Source organism: Streptomyces pactum (assembly GCF_002005225.1).
Taxonomy (GTDB): Bacteria; Actinomycetota; Actinomycetes; order Streptomycetales; family Streptomycetaceae; genus Streptomyces; species Streptomyces pactum_A.
This window is the reverse complement of the sequence record NZ_CP019724.1, coordinates 8,349,811-8,369,921: the sequence shown is the minus strand read 5'-3', so window position 1 is coordinate 8,369,921 and position 20,111 is coordinate 8,349,811. Positions and strand designations below refer to the sequence as shown.

18 protein-coding genes are annotated in these 20,111 nt (G+C 72.3%); 8 read left to right on the top strand and 10 right to left on the bottom strand.

From position 1 onward, the window contains the following. Nucleotides 1-69 precede the first annotated feature (69 nt). From B1H29_RS36335 to B1H29_RS36310, 6 genes are all read right to left on the bottom strand, one after another. Nucleotides 70-1,821 (bottom strand): FAD-dependent monooxygenase, encoded by a 1,752-nt coding sequence (locus tag B1H29_RS36335; protein WP_055422230.1) that lies wholly within the window; start codon nt 1,819-1,821, stop codon nt 70-72. Between the two features lie 154 nt (nt 1,822-1,975). Then, nucleotides 1,976-2,464 carry a pyridoxamine 5'-phosphate oxidase family protein gene (locus tag B1H29_RS36330; protein WP_055422229.1) on the bottom strand — a complete coding sequence of 163 codons (489 nt, stop codon included), beginning with the start codon at nt 2,462-2,464 and terminating at the stop codon, nt 1,976-1,978. Between the two features lie 113 nt (nt 2,465-2,577). Then, nucleotides 2,578-3,867 carry an MFS transporter gene (locus B1H29_RS36325; RefSeq protein WP_063787571.1) on the bottom strand — a complete coding sequence of 430 codons (1,290 nt, stop codon included), beginning with the start codon at nt 3,865-3,867 and terminating at the stop codon, nt 2,578-2,580. Next, entirely contained in the window at nt 3,864-5,258 is a 1,395-nt protein-coding gene (locus tag B1H29_RS36320; RefSeq protein WP_055422227.1) for a formylglycine-generating enzyme family protein, read from the bottom strand. The genes B1H29_RS36325 and B1H29_RS36320 overlap by 4 nt, the downstream gene beginning before the upstream one ends. After that, nucleotides 5,255-6,034, bottom strand: a complete 780-nt coding sequence (locus tag B1H29_RS36315) for a phytanoyl-CoA dioxygenase family protein (RefSeq protein WP_055422226.1) — start codon at nt 6,032-6,034, stop codon at nt 5,255-5,257. Before B1H29_RS36315 ends, B1H29_RS36320 begins: the two co-directional genes overlap by 4 nt. Continuing rightward, nucleotides 6,031-7,395, bottom strand: coding sequence for a formylglycine-generating enzyme family protein (locus B1H29_RS36310; protein ID WP_055422225.1), 1,365 nt, complete (start codon nt 7,393-7,395; stop codon nt 6,031-6,033). The genes B1H29_RS36315 and B1H29_RS36310 overlap by 4 nt, the downstream gene beginning before the upstream one ends. A 438-nt stretch (nt 7,396-7,833) precedes the next feature. On the opposite strand from B1H29_RS36310, the gene B1H29_RS36305 reads away from it, so the two are divergent. Next, the gene (locus B1H29_RS36305; protein ID WP_063787570.1) at nt 7,834-9,153 is read left to right on the top strand and encodes a nucleotide disphospho-sugar-binding domain-containing protein; all 1,320 of its coding nucleotides are present in this window, start codon (nt 7,834-7,836) and stop codon (nt 9,151-9,153) included. Between the two features lie 61 nt (nt 9,154-9,214). Here the strand turns inward: B1H29_RS36305 and B1H29_RS36300 are convergent, their stop codons facing one another. Beyond that, nucleotides 9,215-10,747, bottom strand: coding sequence for an alpha/beta fold hydrolase (locus B1H29_RS36300; RefSeq protein WP_234393212.1), 1,533 nt, complete (start codon nt 10,745-10,747; stop codon nt 9,215-9,217). A gap of 179 nt (nt 10,748-10,926) precedes the next feature. Here B1H29_RS36300 and B1H29_RS36295 point away from each other — a divergent pair, with 179 nt between their 5' ends. The 3 genes from B1H29_RS36295 (at nt 10,927) to B1H29_RS36285 (ending at nt 13,921) form a co-directional block, all read left to right on the top strand. Further along, complete coding sequence (locus B1H29_RS36295) at nt 10,927-11,274, top strand: VOC family protein (protein ID WP_055422222.1); 348 nt, start codon at nt 10,927-10,929, stop codon at nt 11,272-11,274. A gap of 287 nt (nt 11,275-11,561) precedes the next feature. Continuing rightward, on the top strand, nt 11,562-12,542 hold the full coding sequence (gene rfbB, locus B1H29_RS36290; protein ID WP_055422221.1) for a dTDP-glucose 4,6-dehydratase: 981 nt from the start codon (nt 11,562-11,564) through the stop codon (nt 12,540-12,542). Continuing rightward, on the top strand, nt 12,539-13,921 hold the full coding sequence (locus B1H29_RS36285) for an NDP-hexose 2,3-dehydratase family protein (protein WP_055422220.1): 1,383 nt from the start codon (nt 12,539-12,541) through the stop codon (nt 13,919-13,921). The genes rfbB and B1H29_RS36285 overlap by 4 nt, the downstream gene beginning before the upstream one ends. 74 nt (nt 13,922-13,995) lie before the next feature. On the opposite strand, the gene B1H29_RS36280 is transcribed toward B1H29_RS36285, so the two are convergent. Then, a complete protein-coding gene (locus tag B1H29_RS36280; protein WP_055422219.1) occupies nt 13,996-14,502 on the bottom strand; it encodes a carboxymuconolactone decarboxylase family protein in 507 nt (168 codons plus the stop codon). An 86-nt stretch (nt 14,503-14,588) separates the two neighbouring features. After that, nucleotides 14,589-15,326, bottom strand: a complete 738-nt coding sequence (locus B1H29_RS36275; RefSeq protein WP_055422218.1) for a gamma-glutamyl-gamma-aminobutyrate hydrolase family protein — start codon at nt 15,324-15,326, stop codon at nt 14,589-14,591. A gap of 227 nt (nt 15,327-15,553) precedes the next feature. Here B1H29_RS36275 and B1H29_RS36270 point away from each other — a divergent pair, with 227 nt between their 5' ends. The 3 genes from B1H29_RS36270 (at nt 15,554) to B1H29_RS36260 (ending at nt 18,639) form a co-directional block, all read left to right on the top strand. After that, nucleotides 15,554-16,480, top strand: coding sequence for an ABC transporter ATP-binding protein (locus B1H29_RS36270; protein WP_055422217.1), 927 nt, complete (start codon nt 15,554-15,556; stop codon nt 16,478-16,480). Continuing rightward, nucleotides 16,477-17,316, top strand: a complete 840-nt coding sequence (locus tag B1H29_RS36265) for an ABC transporter permease (protein WP_055422216.1) — start codon at nt 16,477-16,479, stop codon at nt 17,314-17,316. The genes B1H29_RS36270 and B1H29_RS36265 overlap by 4 nt, the downstream gene beginning before the upstream one ends. A 135-nt stretch (nt 17,317-17,451) precedes the next feature. After that, the gene (locus B1H29_RS36260; RefSeq protein ID WP_055422215.1) at nt 17,452-18,639 is read left to right on the top strand and encodes a ParB/RepB/Spo0J family partition protein; all 1,188 of its coding nucleotides are present in this window, start codon (nt 17,452-17,454) and stop codon (nt 18,637-18,639) included. On the opposite strand, the gene B1H29_RS36255 is transcribed toward B1H29_RS36260, so the two are convergent. Beyond that, nucleotides 18,628-19,467 (bottom strand): helix-turn-helix domain-containing protein, encoded by an 840-nt coding sequence (locus tag B1H29_RS36255; protein ID WP_055422214.1) that lies wholly within the window; start codon nt 19,465-19,467, stop codon nt 18,628-18,630. The genes B1H29_RS36260 and B1H29_RS36255 overlap by 12 nt on opposite strands. Before the next feature lie 218 nt (nt 19,468-19,685). Here B1H29_RS36255 and B1H29_RS36250 point away from each other — a divergent pair, with 218 nt between their 5' ends. Next, on the top strand, nt 19,686-20,108 hold the full coding sequence (locus B1H29_RS36250; protein ID WP_055422213.1) for a VOC family protein: 423 nt from the start codon (nt 19,686-19,688) through the stop codon (nt 20,106-20,108). Nucleotides 20,109-20,111 lie beyond the last annotated feature (3 nt).

Genomic DNA, 20,111 nt, shown 5'->3' with positions numbered 1-20,111 from the left:
CCCGGCCGACGCGGAAGCGGCCGTGCCCGAAGTCTCGGGGCACGGCCGCTTCCGTGTGCCGTCGTGGTCTCAGCGCTCCAGGACCGCGGCGAACGCCTGCGCCAGGGCCTGCTCGGGGTCCTCGCTGCCGCCCGTGCTGCGCCAGGCGACGTGCTGGTCGGGGCGGACCAGGAGGGCGCCGGCGTCGGTGATCTCCCGGACGGCCTGCCAGCCGCCGTCCACGTCGGCGTACTCGCCGCCGGCGCCGATGCACACCGTGTGGAGCCGCACCGAGTACTTCTGCGCCACCCGCGCGGCCGCCTCGCGCCACGGCGTCCCCCGCGCGCCCGTGATCAGCGTGAAGTCGGTGCTGCCGGTGGTGTCCAGCGTGGACAGGCGCCGGCCCTCGCGGGTGATCCAGGCGTGCGGCAGCCGGTGCCCGGGGCGGGACGTCGGCCGGTGCTCGTCGCGCATGGGGACGCGGGCCGGCGCCTGGCTGCCGTCCGGGACCAGCGCACCGTCCTCGTAGTGGAAGCCGACCTCCATGTCGAGGGACTGGCAGCCCCCGCGGTGGGTGTGGAAGATCTCCAGGGCGCGCGCCCGCACGGTGTCGCCGAGCGGTGAGGGGTCGAAGTACGCCTCGAGACGCTGCCCGCGGCGCCCGGCGGGGATGTGGTGACCGACGCCGACGGCGTCGATGACCGCCTGGTGGTGGACGGCGGCGGACACCGCCCAGTCCACGTTCTCCCGGCCCACGGGCCGGCGTTCGCTCTCGTAGGTGTCGATCAGGTTGTCGGTGGCCCGGCCGCCGAGTACCGCGGCCAGCTTCCAGGCGAGGTTGTGCGCGTCCTGGATGCCGGTGTTGAGGCCGAGACCGACGGCGGGGGGCTGGCGGTGGGCGGCGTCGCCGGCGATCAGCACGCGGCCGACCCGGTAGCGGTCGGCGAGGTGGGCGTGCACGATCCAGTCCGTCACCTTGTGCACCGTCACCTCCAGGTCCGGGATGCGCAGCAGCTCACGGATCCTGGGGACGACCGTCTCGGTGTCCCAGCGTCCGGGCGGGCCGGGGGCGAAGTGCAGGCCCCACTGCTCGCACTCCTTGCCCCAGCTCGGTCCCATCTCGATGAGGTTGCTGGACAGGTCGGGGTCCTGCGGGCTGAGGAAGTGCGTGATGAGCGTGCCCTCCTCCCACCACGGGGACAGATCGGCGGAGAAGTACGCGGTGGTGGTGTTGACCAGCCCGGGCGGGCCCTGCATCTCGATGCCGACCGCGGCTCCGACCGTGCGGCCGCCGTCCGCCCCGATGAGGTACTGCGACGTGACCGTGGTGATCTCTCCGGTGTCGAGGTCGCGTACCTCGGCGACGACGTGGTCGCCCTCGTCGGAGAAGGAGGTGACCTCGTGGTGGAAGAGGATCCGTCCGGGATTGCGGTCCTGCGCGTGCCGGCGCAGGATCGGCTCCAGCCACATCTGCGGCAGTTTGGCGGGCAGGACGGGCCCGGCCGCCGCGTAGGTCTCGCGCAGTTCACCGCCGCCGAAGGCGTCCATCTCGTGGATCAGGCGCCGGTCCAGCGGCCCGTCGCCGGCGAGCGTGGTCTGCCAGCGCACCTTGCCGAACTTCTCCAGCGGCGCCGCCTCGGCGAGCACGTCGTCGGCGACCGAGTGCTGGCGGAAGATCTCCATCGTGCGCTGGTTGAGGTAGTGCGCCTTGGGGACCCTCGACGTGTCCGGGTGCCGTTCCACCAGCAGGTGGTCGACGCCCTGGTCGGACAGGAAGACGGAGGCGGACAGACCGCATCCGCCACCGCCCACGATCAGAACCGGAACCTCGACTGATCCCATGTTCGTCCTTTCGGAAGGTGGCAGACAGACCCGCGCCCAGGTCGCGTACCGGGATGACGGGGACTGCCGTGTGTGCCGGGCTGGGTAGTGCTGGCAGCATGGCAAGGACGTCTCCAACCCCGGTCAAGGACGGGTGGAACCGGCCACAGGCCGGTCACCGGGGGCGCCGCCGCAACCGCTCGTGCCACGGCCGCGGCCGGTCCGTTTGCGCGGGGCGGTCGCTGAACGCCCAGCCGAGCCAGTCCTTGATGTCCACCGCCAGCACCGGTCCGCCGTCCCTGAGGTAGCGGGGGCCGTCGAACTGCCCGTACTTCCGGTCCAGCAGGCCCAGCGCACGCGTGCGCTCCGGGCTCTCGCCGACCACCCGGCCGGTGCCGCGCAGCCGTACCCACCACGCCTTCAGCCAGTCGTCGTCGTAGAGGTCGGCCAGGACCGTGACCCGCTGGTCGTGGTCCAGGTTGCGCAGCCGCTTGGGCCGCGGCGCGCCGTTCTTCGGCCTGTCGGTCGGTGAGTAGAGGATGTCGCCGTCGACCACGAAGATGACGGGCACCACATGGGCGCCGCCGCGTTCGTCGACCGTGGCCAGCCGGACGGACCGCTCCCGCTCGAACCGGCTTCGCATCTCGTCCTGTCCGAGTTTCATCACCGCTCCTTGTCCCTGGCGCCGGGCAGGTCCGCGGCGCCGAGCATGACGGCGTCGGGGTCCCGGCGCCGGTGCGCTGCCCGCGCGGGGCCGGGCGGCCCGTCGCGGGCTGCTCAGGTCCGATCGGCGTGCCGCCTGCCGGAGACCGGCTGCGGCTTCCCGCGGTCCGGGCGCGGCCGTACCAGCCAGATCAGCAGTGCGCCCAGGACGGCGAGGCCGACGGTGGTCAGGCCGGACAGCCGGATCGTGCCCGCCGCCCCGAACGCGCCGACCAGGGGCCCGCCGAGTGCCGCGCCCAGGGGCGTCGCGATCACCAGGATCGCGCTGCGGAAGGCGCTGAGGCTCACCAACTCCTCCAGGGGGGCCTTCTGTTGCAGCAGGGTGATCGTCACAGGTCCGTAGGGCGCGTAGATCAGCCCGCCGAGGCCGAAGCCCACGATGCCCGCGGTGAGGGTGCCGAACTGCGCGAAGGGGAGGATGGCCAGTCCCCAGCCGGCCACGATGGCCAGCGCGGTCGGCCACAGCGGGAGCCGCCGCAGCGTTCCCGCGACCAGGGCCCCGATGACCGCGCCGACGCCGAAGGCGCCCCAGATCCACCCCAGCGCGGTGGGGTCCGCGCCCATCTCCTCGGCCACGAAGACCGGGAGCGCCACCTCGATCGGCCCGTACAGGAGGTAGAACACGAACGTGAGCGCGAGCAGGCCCATCAGCTCCGGGTGGCGGGCGAGGGTCTGGCCGCTGCGCCGCAACGGGACCGCTGGACGGCGGCCGACCTTGCTGTCGCCGCGTACCCGGGCCGCCACGACGGCCAGGTACAGGTAGCTGGCCGCGTCGCCGGCGAGCACCGCGGCCGGCCCGAGCGCGGCCGCCACCAGGCCGGCCAGCGGCGGTCCGATGATGAAGGACAACTGCTCCTGGCTGCCCACCAGCGAGTGGCCGGCCAGCCGGTCCTCGTCGGGCAGGGTCTCGGCGACGAAGGTCTGCCGGCCGGCGATCCCCCAGGCGTGCAGGACCGAGGAGAGGGCGAGCAGGGCGATGTAGGTCGTGACGTCCAGCAGGTCCAGCCAGGACAACGCCGGCAGCAGGGTGAACACGGCCGCGCGCAGGAGCGAGTTCAGCAGGATCAGGCTTTTGGCGTTGCGCCCGCTCAGCCAGCGTCCCAGCGTCAGGGAGCCGATCGCGGCGGGCAGGCTGTAGGCGGCGACGGCCAGCCCCACCACGAGGGCCCGGTCGGCCGGGCCGGCCAGTTCGACGGCCAGCCACGCCACTGCGACGAAGCTCATGCCGTCGCCCAGGAAGGAGACCAGGAAGCCGGGCTGGAGCCGGCGGAAGTCGGGGTTGGCGAGGCAGCGGCTGTAGCCCTCGGGCAGCACCCGCCGCACTCGCCGTGTTCCGGTGGTCACCGTGGCGCCTCGGATTCGCTCACCGCGCAGCGGAACCCGATCTCCGGGCTCCTGGTCACCAGGGGCTTTCCCGCCCGGCTCACCGCGGTGAGCAGCGCGGGGGGTGAGCTCCACGCCCCGCCGCGCACGCTGACCTCGGCCGACCACTCGCCCCACAGGTCGCCCGGGTCCATCGTGCCGAAGCGCGGCCGGAGCGGGAGGCCGTCCAGGAAGCGGGTGGACGTCCACTCCCACACGTTGCCGCACATGTCCCGGATTCCGAAGGGAGACTCGTTGCCCGGCAGGTCGTTCACCGGGCCGGTCAGCGCGGACGGTTCGGTGATGCGGAGGTCCGCGAGCCGGCGCAGCCACGTCTGGCGGTCCGGGCCGGTGGCAGCGTCCCCCGCGAGTACCGTGTGCAGGCCCCGTACCAGGTCGGGCCGGAAGGTGGCGCCCCACGGGTGGCGGCGGTGGTCGTCGCCCCGCGCGGCCCGCTCCCATTCGTCCTCGGTGGGCAGCCGCTTGCCGCACCAGTCGGCGTAGGCCGCCGCGTCGTACCAACTGACCCCGGTCACGGGGTGGTCGCCGGCGAAGCGGGGATCGTCGGCGGTGGAGCGGGTGTGATCGGTGTCGCGCGGCTCGTCCGGATGGCACCACAGGTGGCCGTGGCCGGCGACGTCGGCGACGAACGCGTCGTACGCGTCGTTGGTGACCGGCACGGTGTCCAGGTGGAACCCCGCCACCTCGACCTCGTCCACCGCCGCCTCGGCCGGGTCGCCCCAGGAGCGTTCCTGTCCGGGGCGCGTCCCGCGGCGCAGCCGTCCGGCCGGGACGTGCCGCATTCCGTCCAGGGAGAGCCGGCTGGGCAGCCGGTCGGCCGACAGCGGGACGGGCAGCTCGGCCAGGACCGTGTCGGCCAGGTCCGGGTCGGCCAGCAGCGTCCGGGCCGAGGCGAGTGCGTGCGCGTCCGCCGCCGTCACGTAGTTGCCGACGCCCGCGGTGATCTGTTCGGGGGATCGGCCCAGGACGGCCAGCAGGGCGTGGAGCGCCGACGGGCCGCCCGCCAACCGCAGGGCGGATGTCGAGGCCAGGGAGGCGAGCGCGGGTCCCCGCACGGTCTCGTCCGGGTCGGCCAGCGCCCACCCGACGGCCTCGGCCGCCAGTTCCGGGGCGAGCCGTACGGCGGCTGCCAGGGCGAGCCGGCGGATCCGGGGCGTGTCGTGCAGCAGGCCGACCGCCAGGCATTCCCCGAGCAGTCGCGGGTCGGTGAGCCGTTCCAGTGTGCGCAGGTAGCCGCCGAGCAGGGCGTCGTGTTCCGCCGCCGTCCCGTCGGTCGAGGCGGCGATCCGCAGGACCTCGGCGGGGACTTCGGGCAGGCAAGGCTCGGGGGAGAACTGCTCGGTGGTGGTCATCGCGTGCCGGCCTCCGCTCCGGTGATCATTTTGGCGAAGTCCTCGCCCGCCCGGTGGCTGTACTCCGTGCCCGCCGAGGGCTTCTCGCCCGCGGAGTAGTACACGTACAGCGTCGCCCGGCTGGTGTCGTCCAGCACCGGCCCGGAATGGTGGAGGATGTTGTAGGTGTGGCAGATGACGTCGCCCGCCTCGGCTTCGAGGGGAAGTCCCACGGCCTCCAGCCGCCGCGGCGGATACCGGTGGGATCCGGGCACGAGGACCAGGCAGCCGTTGCGGATGGTGGCGGAGTCCAGGTAGATGCCCACGTTCACCAGCGGGGTCACCGGGAGATCGTGCGGGAAGTCGAGGTGCCAGTCCAGCGCGCTGTACGAGCTTCGCCTGCCGCGTTTCATCTGCCACACGGCTCCGTCGATGGCGTCCTCGAACCGCCATGTCGGCCGTCCCAGCAGGCCGGGGCCGAGCGCGTCCAGGTGCCGTCGCTCGATGAGTTCTCGGGTGTTCGCGCAGTGCAGGGTGAAATAGGGCAGCCGGTGCAGGGTCGCCCGGCCGTCCTCGTCGTACGACGGTTTGATCACCCGGTCGCGGTGCTCGGCCGGTACTTTCCCCTCGAGGGTGTCGCGTTCCAGGCGTTCGGCATCGCGTTGGATGACCTCCACGTCCTGTGCGTCGAACACGCCGCGGTAGATCACGAATCCGTACTGCTCGTAGAAGGCGCGTTGGTCCGCCGTCACCGTGCCGTCGTACCGAAACCGCGGGATGCGCTGCGGCGGGCTCACCGGATCACTCCTCGGAATCCGATCTCGTTGTGCCGGTCCGTGAAGAGGTCCTTGCCGCGGAAGTACGTCGTGACCTGCTCCCGCATGGAGGTCCACGCGCCGCCCCGGATGACCACCGAGGTCTCCTCGGCCGTCGCCCATTCGGTGCGGGGCCTGCCGGAGATCATCGGTTTCATCCGGTCGCGGGTGAAGAAGTTGGTGTCCGTCCATTCCCAGCAGTTCCCGACCAGGTCCGCGACCCCGTAGCCGCTGACGTTCTTGGGGTGGGAGCCGACCGGGACGGTGGTGACCTCGGGGCTCTTCTCGTCGAAGGTGCTCAGGGCGTCGCGCCACTGCTCCAGGTTCTGCACCGCTGCGTAGGACGCGCCGAACCAGCGCAGGGCGTCCGGGTCGAAGTCGTCGCCCCACGGATAGCGGGCTCCGCTGTCGCCGCGTGCGGCCTTCTCCCACTCCAGCTCGGTCGGCAGCCGCTTTCCGAGGTGTGCGAGGTAGGCGTAGGCGTCGAACCAGTCGACGCCGGTCGCGGGGTGGTCGGGGCCGAACCGGGTGTCGCCGGCGATCCCGCGGCGGTGGTCCTTGCCCTCGGGCTCGTCGGGGTGGCAGAGCGCGTGCTCGGCGGCCAGCGGGCCCTGCGCCCACTGGTCGTACTGCCGGTTGGTCACCGGGTAGCGGTCGATGAGGAAGTCGGGCAGGTGGCGGGTCTGCCTGGGGACCGCGTCGTCCACGTCGTACAGCGGATGGACGACGTCGTCCATGCCGATTCCGACGACGAAGTCCGACGCCGGGATGAGCACCATGCCGTCGGGGGCGGGGCGTGGCAGGTGGTGCGGGTCGTAGTCCCAGTGTTCGTCCAGTGCGGTGCCCGGCGGCAACTGCCCGGTGCGGGCGTGCTCCCGCTCGAGCCCCAGCCGGGCCGCCCGGTCCTCGGCCCCCAGTATCCGGTCCATCGCCTTGGCCACGACGGCGGCGCCGATGCCCACCGGTTTGGTGCTGCGCAACAGGCCGGCCTCGGCCGGTCCGGTGATGTGCACCAGCTCCTCGTAGGCCTCGCCGACGCGGTGCCGGCCGGCGATCCGCGCGGCGGAGAACACGATGAAGTCCTCGTCGTCGCCGAGCAGCCAGACCAGGAACTCCCGCGCCGCGGGATGGGTGGCCAGGAACGGCTCGACACCCTCGAGCACCGACAGGCGGACATCCGCACGCGGGTGGGTCGCCGCCAGCGCGCAGAGTTCTTCGACGACCCTGGGATGCCGGAGTCCCGCGATCGTCTCACGCAGTTCCGCGCGTTCCGCCTCGGTCAGCGGATCGCGCGATTTCTGCCATGGCTCGTGGGCCAGGAAACGGTCCACCAGCCCGTCCAAGGTTTTCCGTTCGACGGCAAAAAGCTCGTAACTCCATCGGTGCACTGGTCCCACCTCGATTGCCAGGGTCAGAGATTTCCGAGGTCCGAAAGCCAGTCTGTGGAGGGTCGTACGACCCTCCACAGACTCAGAGATCGACCTGATCAGGCCGCCCACTTGAAGTGCGTACCGGCCGGGCGGACACCGCCCTTGCGCTGCGAACGCAGAGCATTCCACTGACGAAGCGTCTTCATCTGTTTCACCTCCTTCGGCTGTATCGGCAACCGAGTACGCCGACGGTCCCGTTGAGTACTCGGCTCTGTCAAGTTCACGAGTTTTCCGTGTTGCCGACCGTGCCGGCCCGTTTGTTCAACCGCGGCGTTTCAGCGGTTGAACGGCGGGTTCAGATGGCACTTTCCTGGGTGCATTCCACCTCCCACGTTCCAAAAGGAGTACGTCGTGCGAGTTCTCGTCGTGCCGTTTCCCTGGAAGACTCATCTGTACAACCTGGTGCCGCTGGCGTGGTCGCTGCGGACGGCCGGGCACGAGGTGCGGGTGGCCGGCTGGCCCGACCTGCTGGACGCCGTCGCCGGGGCGGGGCTGACGGGCCTGGGCGTCGGGCCCGGCGAGACACCGACGGTCCGCAGGCAGCGCGACCGGCGTCAGACGTCGGACCGTGCCGCCGCCGCGAGAAGGGCCCCGCGGCAGGGGCTGGAGCCGCTGTTCGACCTACGGCCCGACCGTGCGCGGCTGAGCTGGGAGCAGGCCTGCGGGGTCTTCGACGACCTGGTGCTGCCGCAGGCACGGCGGTCCAACGACCCGATGATGGAGGACCTGGTCGCCGTCGCCCGCGCCTGGCGGCCGGACCTGGTGCTCTGGGGCGCGAAGGCGTTCGCGGGCGCGGTGGCCGCCGCCGCGGTGGGCGCGGCCCACGCCCGGGTGCTGTACTCCGTCGACGTCTACACGCGCCTGCGGGAGGACTTCCTGCACGCCAAAGCCCGGCAGCCGCCGCATCGGCGCGCCGACGCCATGCGCGACTGGCTGGCGGGCTGGGCCGCGAGGTACGGCGTGGAGTTCTGCGAGGACCTGGTCAACGGGCAGTTCACCATCGCCCCGTTCCCCGAGGCGTTCCGGCCCGACGCGCGGCCGACGACGCTTCCCGTGCAGTTCGTCCCCTACAACGGCCCGGCCGTCGTGCCCGGATGGCTCGCCGGACCGCCGCGGGTGCCGCGGGTCCTGATGACCTTCGGCGACGTCGCCGACGACGGGCCGGTACGGCTGCCGCTGCCCCTCGAGCGGGTCCGGGAGATCCTGGGCTCGGTGGCCGGCCTGGAGATGGAGCTGGTCCTGGCCCTGCCGCCGGACGCGCGGCGGGCCCTGGGCGAGGTGCCGGGCAACACCCGCCTGGTGGAGTCCGTTCCGCTGTCCGAGGTGCTGCCGACCTGCTCGGCCGTGGTGCACCACGGCGGCACCTGGTCGTTCGGGTGCGCTCTGCGCCACGGCGTTCCCCAGTTGCTGATCGGCCGGGCGTTCGACGCTCCGCTGAAGTCCGGCTGCCTCGACCGTGCGGGCGCGGGGATGGCCATGACACCCGCCCAGGCGGACGGGCCCGCGGTCCGTGCCGCACTGGTCCGTCTGCTCGGGGACGCGGCCCTGCGCGCGAACGCCCGGCGCCTGGGCGAGGAGGTGCTGGCCATGCCCGCGCCCAACGACCTGGCGCACACGCTGCGGGAGGTGGTCGCCGCCCACCGGGGCGGTGCGGCACTCGCCCCGCGCTGAGTTGGCCGTCCGGCCGGACGGGCCCCGCACGACGCTCGTGCGGGGCCCGTCCGGTGACGGATCAGGACGCCGGGACCGGGTCCGGTGACGCCTTGCAGGTGGCGTCGGCCCCCCGCCGGGAGGCCGGACGGGTGCCGTCCCTGAGGAAGTCGCCGACGTACTCGTTGAGGCAGACGTTGTTGTTCGCCGACAGCGCGGCGCCGACGTTGTGACCGCCCCTCTCCAGGACCAGCCGGGAGTTCGGGAACAGCCTGTGCGTCTCGGCGGCGCCGGCCACACCGTGCGCGGTGTCGAACTGGGGCTGCACCAGCAGGACGTCCACCGTGCGGTCGCCGACCTCGAGCGGCTCGCTCCTGGCGGGCTCCGGCCAGAAGGCGCACGGCGCGTTGTACCAGGCGTTGGTCCAGGTCAAGAACCGGTTGCCGGCGTCGTACTGGCGGGTGTGGTCGCGGTGCCACCGGCTCCAGTCGCGCGGCCAGGGGCCGTCGAGGCAGTTGACCGCGTTGGTCATCGCGTGCCGGTTCTGGTGCGGGAAGCCCGGCGGTGAGTAGCCGGCCCGCAGCGACGCCGGGTCCTTGCGCACCACCCAGTCGGAGAGCATCTGCGCGCGGGAGAGCCAGGTCCAGCTCCGGTAGACGACCGGTTCGAAGACGTCGGCCCACTCGGAGGGGCCGATCCTGCCGTCGACGGGCGCCGTGCGGAGCGCGTCCTGTCCCTCGTAGTAGTTCGCCTCGACCTCGGCCGCGGTGGTGCCCAGGTGGTAGACGTCGTCGTACCGGGCGACCCAGGCGAAGAAGATCTCGGCGTTGCGCTGGGACGTCACGTTCTTGCGGAGGCTGTCGCGGTACCCCACGCCGCTGGGACGCACCACGCTGTCCAGGACCATGCGCTGCACCCGGTGCGGGAACATCGAGGCGTAGACCGAGCCGAGGTAGGTGCCCCAGTCGGTGCCGAAGTAGGTGATCTTCTGCTGGCCGAGCGCGGCGCGCATCCGGTCCAGGTCGCGCGCCGCCTCCTGGGTGCTCAGGTGCCTGAGCACGTCGCCGTACTTGTCGCCGCAGCTCTCGGCGTACGCGCGGGCCCGCTGCGTCCACTCCCGCTCGGCGGCGGGCGTGGGCGGCACCGGGTCCGGCTGGGCGTGCCCGGGGTCGAGGTAGTCGCTGTCGCAGACGACGGCCGGCTCGCTGGCGCCCACGCCGCGCGGGTCGAAGCCGATCCAGTCGTAGGCGTCGCCGACGTCCTTCGCCAGCCCGGTCGTGCCCTGGGCGTAGCGGGTGGGCAGGTCGCGGCCGATGCCGCCGGGCCACTGGCCGCGGTTGAGCACGACGACGCCCTGGTACTCGCTGTCGGGGACGGTGTGCTTGGCCCGGGTCAGCGCCAGGCTGATCTTCCTGCCGTCGGGTTCGTCGTAGTCGAGCGGCACCTGTAGCGAGCCGCACTCCAGGCCCTCGAGCATGTCGCCGAGGACCGGGTCGCCGCCCGGACACGGTATCCAGTCGACGCTGCCGGCGGCCGGCGCCGCCGCCTCCTCCGCCGCCGTGACCGGGACGACGGCCGAGCCCAGCAGACCGACCGCCATCGCTGTTGTGACCAACGCAAGCCTTCTCACGTGATTCCCCTCCTGAATTCAGCGCGCTGGCAGCGTGGCATCGCCCTGTCGGCTTTTGCTCGAGGACGTCTGGAAACCCGCTCGAGGCGGCATGCGTGAAGATGCGTCGGCTTCGCGGATTTCCCTAGCATGTAGCGACGCAATTCCAACCCCCGGGAGTGAGAATGGCTGACTCGGCCATTAAGGGAATCAAGACCGTGCTGCATCCCGTGGCGGACGTGGCAGCGGCCAAGAAGCTGTACGCCGTCCTGTTCGGCATCGAGCCGCAGACCGACTCGGAGTACTACGTCGGTTTCGACGTCGCGGGGCAGCACGTCGGGCTGGTGCCGGCGGGGGCGCAGGACTCGCAGGTCGCCTACTGGCACGTGGCGGACATCGAGGCGAAGCTCGCCGAGGTGACCGCCGCGGGCGCCACGGTGCGCGACCCCGCCAAGGACGTCGGCGGCGGTCGTCGCGTGGCCACCGTCACCGACCTGGACGGCAACGTTCTGGGGCTGCTGCAGGACGGCTGACGACGACGCCCCCCGGCCGGCCGCCCTCGAAGGCCTTCGAGTCCGTCTCGAGACGCCTTCGAGGGCGGCCGTTCAGCCTCACCGGACAGGGGGCGGGCGAGGGCGTCGCCTCCCCGGGGACGCCGAGAGCCCGCCGCGGGCGGGCTCTCGGCGTCCGCGCCCGCCGCCCGCGCCGTCCGGCACCCCGCCCGCATCGGCCGGCAGGACCGCGGAACACCGTCCGTCTGTTCACCGGAAAGGGAGAAGGTCATGCTTCGAGCGTGGAATTCCGACTGCGATGTGGTCTCATGAGAATCCTCGTCACCGGCGGTGCCGGATTCATCGGTTCGCACTACGTACGGACGATGCTCGACGGTGGTTTTCCGGATTTCGAGGACGCGCACGTCACGGTCCTGGACGAACTGACCTACGCGGGAAACCGTGACAACCTCCCCGCCACGCACCCGCGGCTGACCTTCGTGCGCGGGAGCATCCTCGACCGCGACCTGCTGCCTGCCGTGCTCGACGGTCAGGACGCGGTGGTGCACTTCGCGGCCGAGAGCCATGTCGACCGTTCGATCGCCGGCGGCGCGGTCTTCGTGCGCACCAACGTGGAGGGGACCCAGGCGCTGCTCGAGGCCTGCCTGGCGGCCGGTGTCGAGCGCGTGGTGCACATCTCGACGGACGAGGTGTACGGCTCCATCGAGGAGGGGGTGTGGACCGAGGAGTCCCCCCTGCTTCCCAACTCGCCCTACGCCGCGTCCAAGGCGGCCTCCGACCTGGTGGCCCTGGCGTACGTGCGCACGCACCGGCTGAACCTCTCGGTCACCCGCTGCTCGAACAACTACGGCCCCTACCAGCACCCGGAGAAGTTCATCCCGCTCGCCGTCACCAACCTGCTCGAGGGACGCCCCGTTCCGGTCTACGGGGACGGCGGGCAGGTCCGCGAGTGGCTGCACGTGGACGACCACTGCCGGGCGGTGCACCGGGTGCTGACCGGGGGCAGGGCGGGCGAGGTCTACAACATCGGTGCCGGCACGGCGGTGGCGAACCTCACGCTGGCCCACCGGATCGCCGAACTGTGCGGAGCGGAGCCGGACATGGTCCGGCACGTCACCGACCGCAAGGGCCACGACCGGCGCTACGCCCTGGACCAGGGCAAGATCGAGCGGTCGCTCGGCCACCGGCCGCTGACCGCGTTCGGCACGGGGCTGGCCGAGACCGTGGCGTGGTACCGGGACAACCCCCGGTGGTGGAAGCCGGTCAAGGAGAGCGGTGGCCGGCCGTGAGCGCGCCGGCCACGCTGGTCGCGCGCTCGGGGGCGGGGACCGCCGAGCGGCTGGCGCTGTCCGCCGCGACGGCCGAAGGGACGCACACCGCGACCTGCGAGGTGCCGGGCTGGCTGGAGGAGCGCCGCCGGTCCGGTGGGGCGGTGATCCGGCGGATCCCGTTCGCCGAACTCGGCCACTGGTCGTTCGCCGCGGACACCGGCGACCTGCGGCACCGCAGCGGACGGTTCTTCACCATCGAGGGACTGCACGTCGCGCGGCCCGGGGCCCAGTGGCAGCAGCCGATCATCGTGCAGCCGGAGATCGGCATCCTGGGCATCCTGGCCAAGGAGTTCGACGGGGTCCTGCACTTCCTCATGCAGGCCAAGATGGAGCCCGGCAACCCCAACCTGGTGCAGCTCTCCCCCACCGTGCAGGCCACCCGCAGCAACTACACCAAGGCCCACGGCGGGACGGAGGTGAAGTACCTGGAGCACTTCCTCGCCCCGCAGCGGGAGCGGGTGCTCACGGACGTGCTGCAGTCCGAGCACGGCGCCTGGTTCTACCGCAAACGCAACCGCAACATGATCGTCGAGGTGGACGGCGACGTACCGGCCGACGAGGCGTTCCGCTGGCTGACCCTCGGTCAGATCCTCGAGCTGCTGCGGCTGGACAACGTCGTGAACATGGACGCGCGCACCGTGCTGGCGAGCGCTCCGGCGGTCCCGGCCGAGACGAGGGCGCTGTCGTCCGACTCCGGCCTGCTGACCTGGTTCACGGGGGAACGGGCCCGGCACGACGTCCGGGTCCGTCGCATGCCCCTGCGCGAGGTGGCCGGATGGCGGACCGACGCGTCCTGCGTCAGCCGTGCCGACGGCAGGTTCTTCCGTGTGGTGGCGGTGTCGGTCGAGGGCGCCGGCCGTGAGGTCGCCGGCTGGACGCAGCCGATCATCGAGCCGGTGGAGAGCGGGGTCGTGGGGTTCGCCTACCGGGTGTTCGACGGGGTCCCGCACGTTCTGGCGCACGCGCGGGTCGAGGGCGGCTTCCTCGACACCGTCGAGCTCGCGCCCACCGTGCAGTGTGCTCCGTCGAACTACGCCCCGCTGCCGGCGGCGCACCGCCCGCCGTTCCTCGACGCGCTGCTGAACGCGTCCGGCGACCGTGTGCGCTACTCGACGGTCCACTCCGAGGAGGGCGGCCGGTTCCTCAACGCCGAGAGCCGCTATCTGATCGTGGAGACCGACGAGGCCACGACGCCCACCGAGCCGCCGCCCGGGTACCACTGGGTCACGCCGGGCCAGTTGAACTGGCTCGCCGGGCACAGCCGCTACGTCAACGTGCAGGCCAGGACGCTGCTGGCGGTCCTGGGTACGGTCGCTCCGGGCCGCGGCGCCCGCTGAGCCGGGGCCGCGCCCGCAACGACACCGGCCCTGTCCGGCGGTGAGCCGCCGGACAGGGCCGGTGCGTGCGGGGGTTACTGCGCCGCGGTGAGCCGGCTGGTCATCGGGGTCCACTTCTTGGGGTTGACACGCCAGTCCACCGGTTCCTGCTTGGTGGCGACGTTGACCCGGTTCCAGAGGTTGACCAGGCCGATGTGCAGGACCACGGCGGCGAGCTGCACCTCGGTCCAGTGCTTGGCGGCCTCTTCCCAGACCTCGTCCGACACCGGGTCCGCGCGGTCGTTGATGCGCGTGGCGGCCTCGGCCAGCGCCAGCACGGAGCGCTCGGCGTCGGTGAAGCAGGTCTGCTCCCGCCAGGTCTCCACCAGCGGCAGACGGTGGTCCTCCTCCCCCGCCTCCTCGAACTCCCACTGCTTGACGGGTAGCTGCACCAGGCGGCCGTTGATCTGGCTCACCCGCAGGTGGACGAGCACGAGCGTCTGCAGCGGCACACCGACGCTGTTGACGGCCTTGACCAGCGCGCGCATGGGCGGAAGAACGTCGGGCACCACCAACGAGGGGTTGGGCATCCGCGGCGACATGATTCTCCTTCGCATGGGGATCGGAAAACAGTTTTCCCTCGAGGCCGCCTGTTCTCAATTTTTCGAAAATTGCGGCGACCTGTTCTTCAAACGCGTGCGGCTGCTTGCGCGAGGGCTTGATGAAGTCGTTTGTCGGCCGTGTGCCCGGATTCCCATTGCACGCCGACCGCAAAGGGATGGCCCGTGACTTCGACTGCCTCGACGGTCCCGTCCTCGGCCCATCCGGTGGCGGTGAGGCCCTCGCCGAGCCGGTCCACCGCCTGGTGGTGGTGGCAGGCCGTCTCGGGTTCGTCCTCGTCGAGGATGCCGGCGATCCGGCTGCCGGGCAGCAGTTTCAGCGGGCGGCGGCCCAGGGTGAAGGACGGGGTGCGAGGACGGTGGCCGTCGTGGCCGGTGACGTCCGGCAGGTGCTGGTGGAGGGTGCCTCCGTGCAGCACGTTGAGCAGTTGCATGCCGCGGCAGATCGCCAGTACGGGGAGGGCCGCGTCGAGTGCCCTGGCGACCAGCGCCAGTTCGACGCGGTCGGCGTCCGGGCTCATCGGCCGGGTCGCCGGGTGGGCGTCCTGACCGTACAGCGCCGGGTCCAGGTCGGGGCCGCCCGCGACCAGCAGTGCGTCGAGCCGGCCGGCCAGGTCCTCGGCCCCCGGCAGCAGCGGCAGCAGCAGGGGCGTGCAGCCCGCCTCGGCCAGGAAGGCCACGTGCGACTGCAGCGCCAGGGAGACGACCAGATCGCTGCCCTGGAGGGTGACCGGCGCGGTGCGCGCGCAGATCCCGACCACCGGCCGCCGGCCGGTGTGCGCCGGACCGTTCGTGACTGAATTCATGACCACCCTCACGGGTCCACGGGTTCAACTGAGGAAAGTCGGCAGATGAAACACGGGCTTCCTCGGACAGTAGGCGCTGCCAAAATATCCGTGCCCCGATGTGGGGGCCATCGTTCACGGCCGCTCCAGGGCGCGACTACTGAACAGATAGCGATCCTGCTATCACAGGTGGCCGGGGATTTTTCTGCCCCAGCGAAACTCTCGCAGGCCATTCAACCGAGGTGACCATGATCGAGGCCAAGAACCTCACGAAACGCTACGGCGACAAGAGTGCCGTGAACGACCTGTCGTTCACGGTCGAGCCCGGCCGGGTCACCGGCTTCCTGGGCCCCAACGGCGCAGGCAAGTCCACGACGATGCGACTGCTGCTGGGGCTCGACAGGCCCGACGCCGGCGAGGCCACCGTCAACGGCGTGCCCTACCGCGACCTGGCCCGGCCGCTGCGGGTGGTCGGGGCGCTGCTGGAGGCGCGCGCCGTCCACACCGGCCGCAGCGCCTACGACCACCTGCTCTGCCTCGCACAGACCCAGGGCATCGGCAGGCGCCGGGTCGGGGAGGTCATCGAGCAGGTCGGGCTGGCACCGGTGACCCGCAAGCGGGCGGGCGGCTTCTCGCTCGGCATGGGCCAGCGGCTCGGCATCGCCGCCGCGCTGCTCGGCGATCCCGCGGCGCTGGTCCTGGACGAGCCGGTCAACGGTCTCGACCCCGAGGGCATCCTGTGGATCCGGAACCTGATGAAGTCGCTCGCTGCGGAGGGCCGCGCCGTCTTCGTCTCCAGCCACCTGATGAACGAGATGGCCGTCACCGCCGACCACCTCGTCGTCATCGGCCGCGGCCGGCTGGTCGCCGACTGCTCCACCGAGGAGTTCATCGAGCAGAGCACGGAGCGGTCCGTGCTGGTCAAAACGCCCGACGGAACACAGCTCGCCGAGCTGCTGACGGGCAAGGGAGCCACCGTCACCACCACCGACGAGGGGGACCTGGACGTCACCGGGCTGGAGGCCGCGCGCATCGCCGAACTCGCCGCCGCCGACGGCCTGGTGCTGCACGAGCTGTCGACCCGGCGCGGCTCCCTGGAGGAGGCCTTCATGGAACTGACCAAGGACGCCGTCGAGTACGACGCCGGCGTGCCCGCCGCCGGAGGTGTGAAGTGACCACCACGACCGCGCCCACCCACCCGTCCGCGTCGGCCGCCCGGGAGCGCGGGCCGGGCTTCGCGAGTCTGATGCTCTCGGAATGGACCAAGATCCGTTCCGTGCGCTCCACCGTCTGGTCGCTGGCCGTCCTGGTCGTGCTGACCCTGGTGTTCACCGCGCTGTTCATGCAGATGGGCATCGCGAACTGGGACAAGACCGACGCGTCCCAGCAGGCGGAGATGAGGAGCGACCCGACGGGCACCATCCTGGGCAGCGGCATCCTGCTCAGCCAGCTCGCGGTCTGCGTGCTGGGCGTGATGGCGATCGCCTCCGAGTACTCCACCGGCATGATCCGTGCCAGCCTGCTCGCAGTGCCCGGCCGGGTGCCCGTGCTGGCGGCCAAGAGCGCGGTGTTCGGGCTGCTGGTCCTGGCGGTGGGCGAAGTGACCGCGTTCGGCTCCTTCTTCGTCGGCGCACCGATCCTCGACGGCAAGGCGCCGGTCGCGATCGGTGACCCGGGCGTCCTGCGGGCCGTCCTCGGCTGCGGTCTCTACCTCGCCCTGCTCGGCCTGTTCGCCCTCGCCGTCGGCGCGATCATCCGGCACACGGCGGCGAGCATCACCGTCGTCACCGGCTTCGTCCTGGTGATCACCCCGATGGCGGGCATGCTGCCCGGGAGCGTCGGCGAGCGCGTCCACGCCTACCTCCCGACGGAGGCCGGTTTCCTGATCACCCAGCAGCACTCCCGGGCGGGCGACCTGCTGGGGCCGTGGGCGGGACTGGGGGTGCTCGCGCTCTGGACGGCCGTCCTGATGGCCGTCGCGGCGGTGCAGCTCCGGCGCCGGGACGCCTGACGCACCGCGGGTGTCCGCCGGGCGGCGGACACCCGCGGTGCCGTGTTTCCAGGCAACGTCGACCTGCTCTCCACTACGGCTGGAGACCCTCCTGCGACCCTCTTCGCCAGCGGCAGCAGAGAGGGAGTTACAGGAATGGCTCAGAGCAACGCGCACGCCGTCTCGATAACGAGTGCATTCAGTCCCGTCCGGATGGAGAGCGTCGGATCGTCGGCGCACACCGAATTCGACCTGCAAAACTTCGAGCAGCTCCCGGCGCGCGAAGTCCCCGTCACCGCGCTGGCCCCCGGATTCTCCCTGCGCCAGGGCGGAACGGACGCCGCTCATGTCCGCGTTCTCCTCGACGCGGCGGAATCCGCGGAACTCCCCCCCATTCTCGTTCAGGTGGACGGCTGCCGTGTCATCGACGGGCTGCACCGGCTCGAGGCCGCCCGGCTCATGGGCGACGACAGCATCAGGGCGCGGTTCTTGGACTGCTCCAACTCCGAGGCGCTCGTCATCGCCATGCAGGCCAACGGCTCGCACGGCCTGCCGCTGTCGAAGGCCGACCGCGTCGCCGGTGCCCAGCGGGTCCTGGCCTCCCACCCCGACTGGTCCGACCGCGCCGTCGCCGGCGTCACCGGGCTGAGCGCGAAGACCGTCGCGTCGCTGCGCGGCCGGTCGGCGATCGCGACGCCGCTGGGCGGCAAGCGCATGGGGCAGGACGGCAGGCGGCGGCCGGTGGACGCGGGCGAGGGCAGGCGGCGGGCCGCCGAGTACATCGCCGCCCACCCGGACGCCCCGCTGCGCCAGGTCGCCCGGGCGGCCGACGTGTCGCTGGGCACGGTGCACGACGTCAGCGCGCGGCTCCGGCGCGGCGAGGGGCCCGAACGCAACGGGCGCCAGCCGCATGCCGTACGCCCGCAGCACGTGCGGCCCGTGCCGTGCGCGGCGCCGCCCGGCGAGCCGGCCCAGCCGGCCGGGACGGTCGCCGACGGCGCCCGCCGGGCGCCGCTGCGGGTGGCCGGGAGCGTCGACGCCGCGCCGCCGCAGCGCAGGAACCACACCGACACCCCGCCCACGTGGGCGGTGGTGGCGGCCAAGATGGCCGCCGACCCCGCCATCCGCTACACCGCGGACGGCCGGGAGCTCCTGCGCTGGATGCAGTCGCACGCCCTCGCGCCCGGTGAGGACTCGCGGCGGCTCGTCGACGCCGTGCCGCCGCACTGGCTGGGCGTCATCGCCCCGATGGCCGAGCACATCGGCAGGGAGTGGTGCCTGCTGGCCGAACGGCTGAAGGCCCGGCAGGAGCTGTGCCGCAATCCGCCGCCCTCAGGCCCCTGACGGCTCCGGCGCGGCGGGCACCGTCCGCGGCCGGCCGGCGGGGCGCGGGCCCGGGGCGGCGGCGCACCCGGGGTGCGCCACGACGGTGCGCGCGGGCCGCAGTTCGGGCAGGGCGAGCAGGACCGGTGGATCGGCGGGGCGTTGCGGGCGCAGCCGCACCGCCGCGCTGGTGACGGTGGCGGCGTTCACCGTCACGGCCCCGGCGCGGTGGCCCCCGACGAGCGTGCTCCGCCCGGCGTGCGGATCGTGGCCGGTGCCGGCGGCCACCGCCACCGCGAGCAGGTGCCAGCTCCCCTCGGGAACGCCGGGCAGGCGGTAGCAGGACGGACGGTCGCCCGGCACGTCGACGAGGGCCGCGGCGACGGCCGGGTACTGGACGAGGGGTGTGGCGAAGGCACCCAGGTACACGCGCGCGTTCCCGTGCCCCTCCGGCAGCGTGATCGTGCCCGCGACCGCGCCGGCTGCCGGCCGCGGGCCCGGCCGGGGCTCCGGCGGTGCCTGCCCCGCGCCGCGGCACAGCCGGCGGAAGCCGGCGGGAGGCAGCCCGACACCGGCCGTGAAGGACTCGGTGAACGATTCCAGGCTGCCGTATCCGACCGCGGCGGAGATCTCGGCCATGCTCATGGAGAAACGGTCGATCAGCCGCTTGGCCTCGTGGATACGTACCGCGGCGAGAAACCTTCCGGGACTCGCCCCGGTCTCCTCCTTGAACAGGCGCGAGAAAGGGAAAAGGCCGAGCCGGGCCCTTTCCGCGATGTCCGCGACGGTCAGCGGATCGCCGAACCGCTCGCGAATGTACTCGACCGCCCTTTCCACTGCCGCGTCCATAGCCACCTCACCACGTGTCGGTCCACTCGACAGCGTGGCGCGCGGCCATCGCGGTCCGCTCAAGTCCCGCTCGGGCCCCGCTCAAGTCCCGCTCGGGCCCCGCTCGGGCCCCGCTCGGGTCCCGATCGGGTCCCGCTCGGGTCCCGGTCCAGGGCGCCGCCCGGAAGGGATCAGGAACGGAGAAGCTCCCGGCACCGGCCCGCGGCTAGCGTGCGTCCATGGACCTCACCCTTCATACGAGTTCCCTGCCGCACGACGACCCGGACGCCGCCCTGGCCTTCTACCGCGACGTCCTCGGCTTCGAAGTCCGCAGCGACGTGGGGCACGGCAGGACGCGCTGGATCACGGTCGGCCCCGCCGGCCGGCCGGACACCGCCCTCCTGCTGGCGCCGGTGGCCGCCGACCCCTCGGTCACCGAGTCGGAACGCGGCACCGTCCTGGAGATGATGGCCAAGGGCACCTACGGCTGGGTCATGCTCGCCACCGGGGACCTCGACGCCACGTTCGAAAAGGTGCAGGCGGCCGACGCCGAGGTCGTCCAGGAGCCGGTCCTCCAGCCGTACGGCGTGCGCGACTGCGCGTTCCGTGACCCCGCGGGCAACCTGGTCCGCATCCGGGAACTGCGCCGCGACCTCGGCTGAGAG

Bases quoted from the DNA above. Each gene is read 5' to 3' on its own strand.
- B1H29_RS36335 (WP_055422230.1), bottom strand. From the start codon at position 1,821: ATGGGATCAGTCGAGGTTCCGGTTCTGATCGTGGGCGGTGGCGGATGC.
- B1H29_RS36330 (WP_055422229.1), bottom strand. From the start codon at position 2,464: ATGAAACTCGGACAGGACGAGATGCGAAGCCGGTTCGAGCGGGAGCGG.
- B1H29_RS36320 (WP_055422227.1), bottom strand. From the start codon at position 5,258: ATGACCACCACCGAGCAGTTCTCCCCCGAGCCTTGCCTGCCCGAAGTC.
- B1H29_RS36295 (WP_055422222.1), top strand. From the start codon at position 10,927: ATGGCTGACTCGGCCATTAAGGGAATCAAGACCGTGCTGCATCCCGTG.
- rfbB (WP_055422221.1), top strand. From the start codon at position 11,562: ATGAGAATCCTCGTCACCGGCGGTGCCGGATTCATCGGTTCGCACTAC.
- B1H29_RS36280 (WP_055422219.1), bottom strand. From the start codon at position 14,502: ATGTCGCCGCGGATGCCCAACCCCTCGTTGGTGGTGCCCGACGTTCTT.
- B1H29_RS36275 (WP_055422218.1), bottom strand. From the start codon at position 15,326: ATGAATTCAGTCACGAACGGTCCGGCGCACACCGGCCGGCGGCCGGTG.
- B1H29_RS36270 (WP_055422217.1), top strand. From the start codon at position 15,554: ATGATCGAGGCCAAGAACCTCACGAAACGCTACGGCGACAAGAGTGCC.
- B1H29_RS36260 (WP_055422215.1), top strand. From the start codon at position 17,452: ATGGCTCAGAGCAACGCGCACGCCGTCTCGATAACGAGTGCATTCAGT.
- B1H29_RS36255 (WP_055422214.1), bottom strand. From the start codon at position 19,467: ATGGACGCGGCAGTGGAAAGGGCGGTCGAGTACATTCGCGAGCGGTTC.
- B1H29_RS36250 (WP_055422213.1), top strand. From the start codon at position 19,686: ATGGACCTCACCCTTCATACGAGTTCCCTGCCGCACGACGACCCGGAC.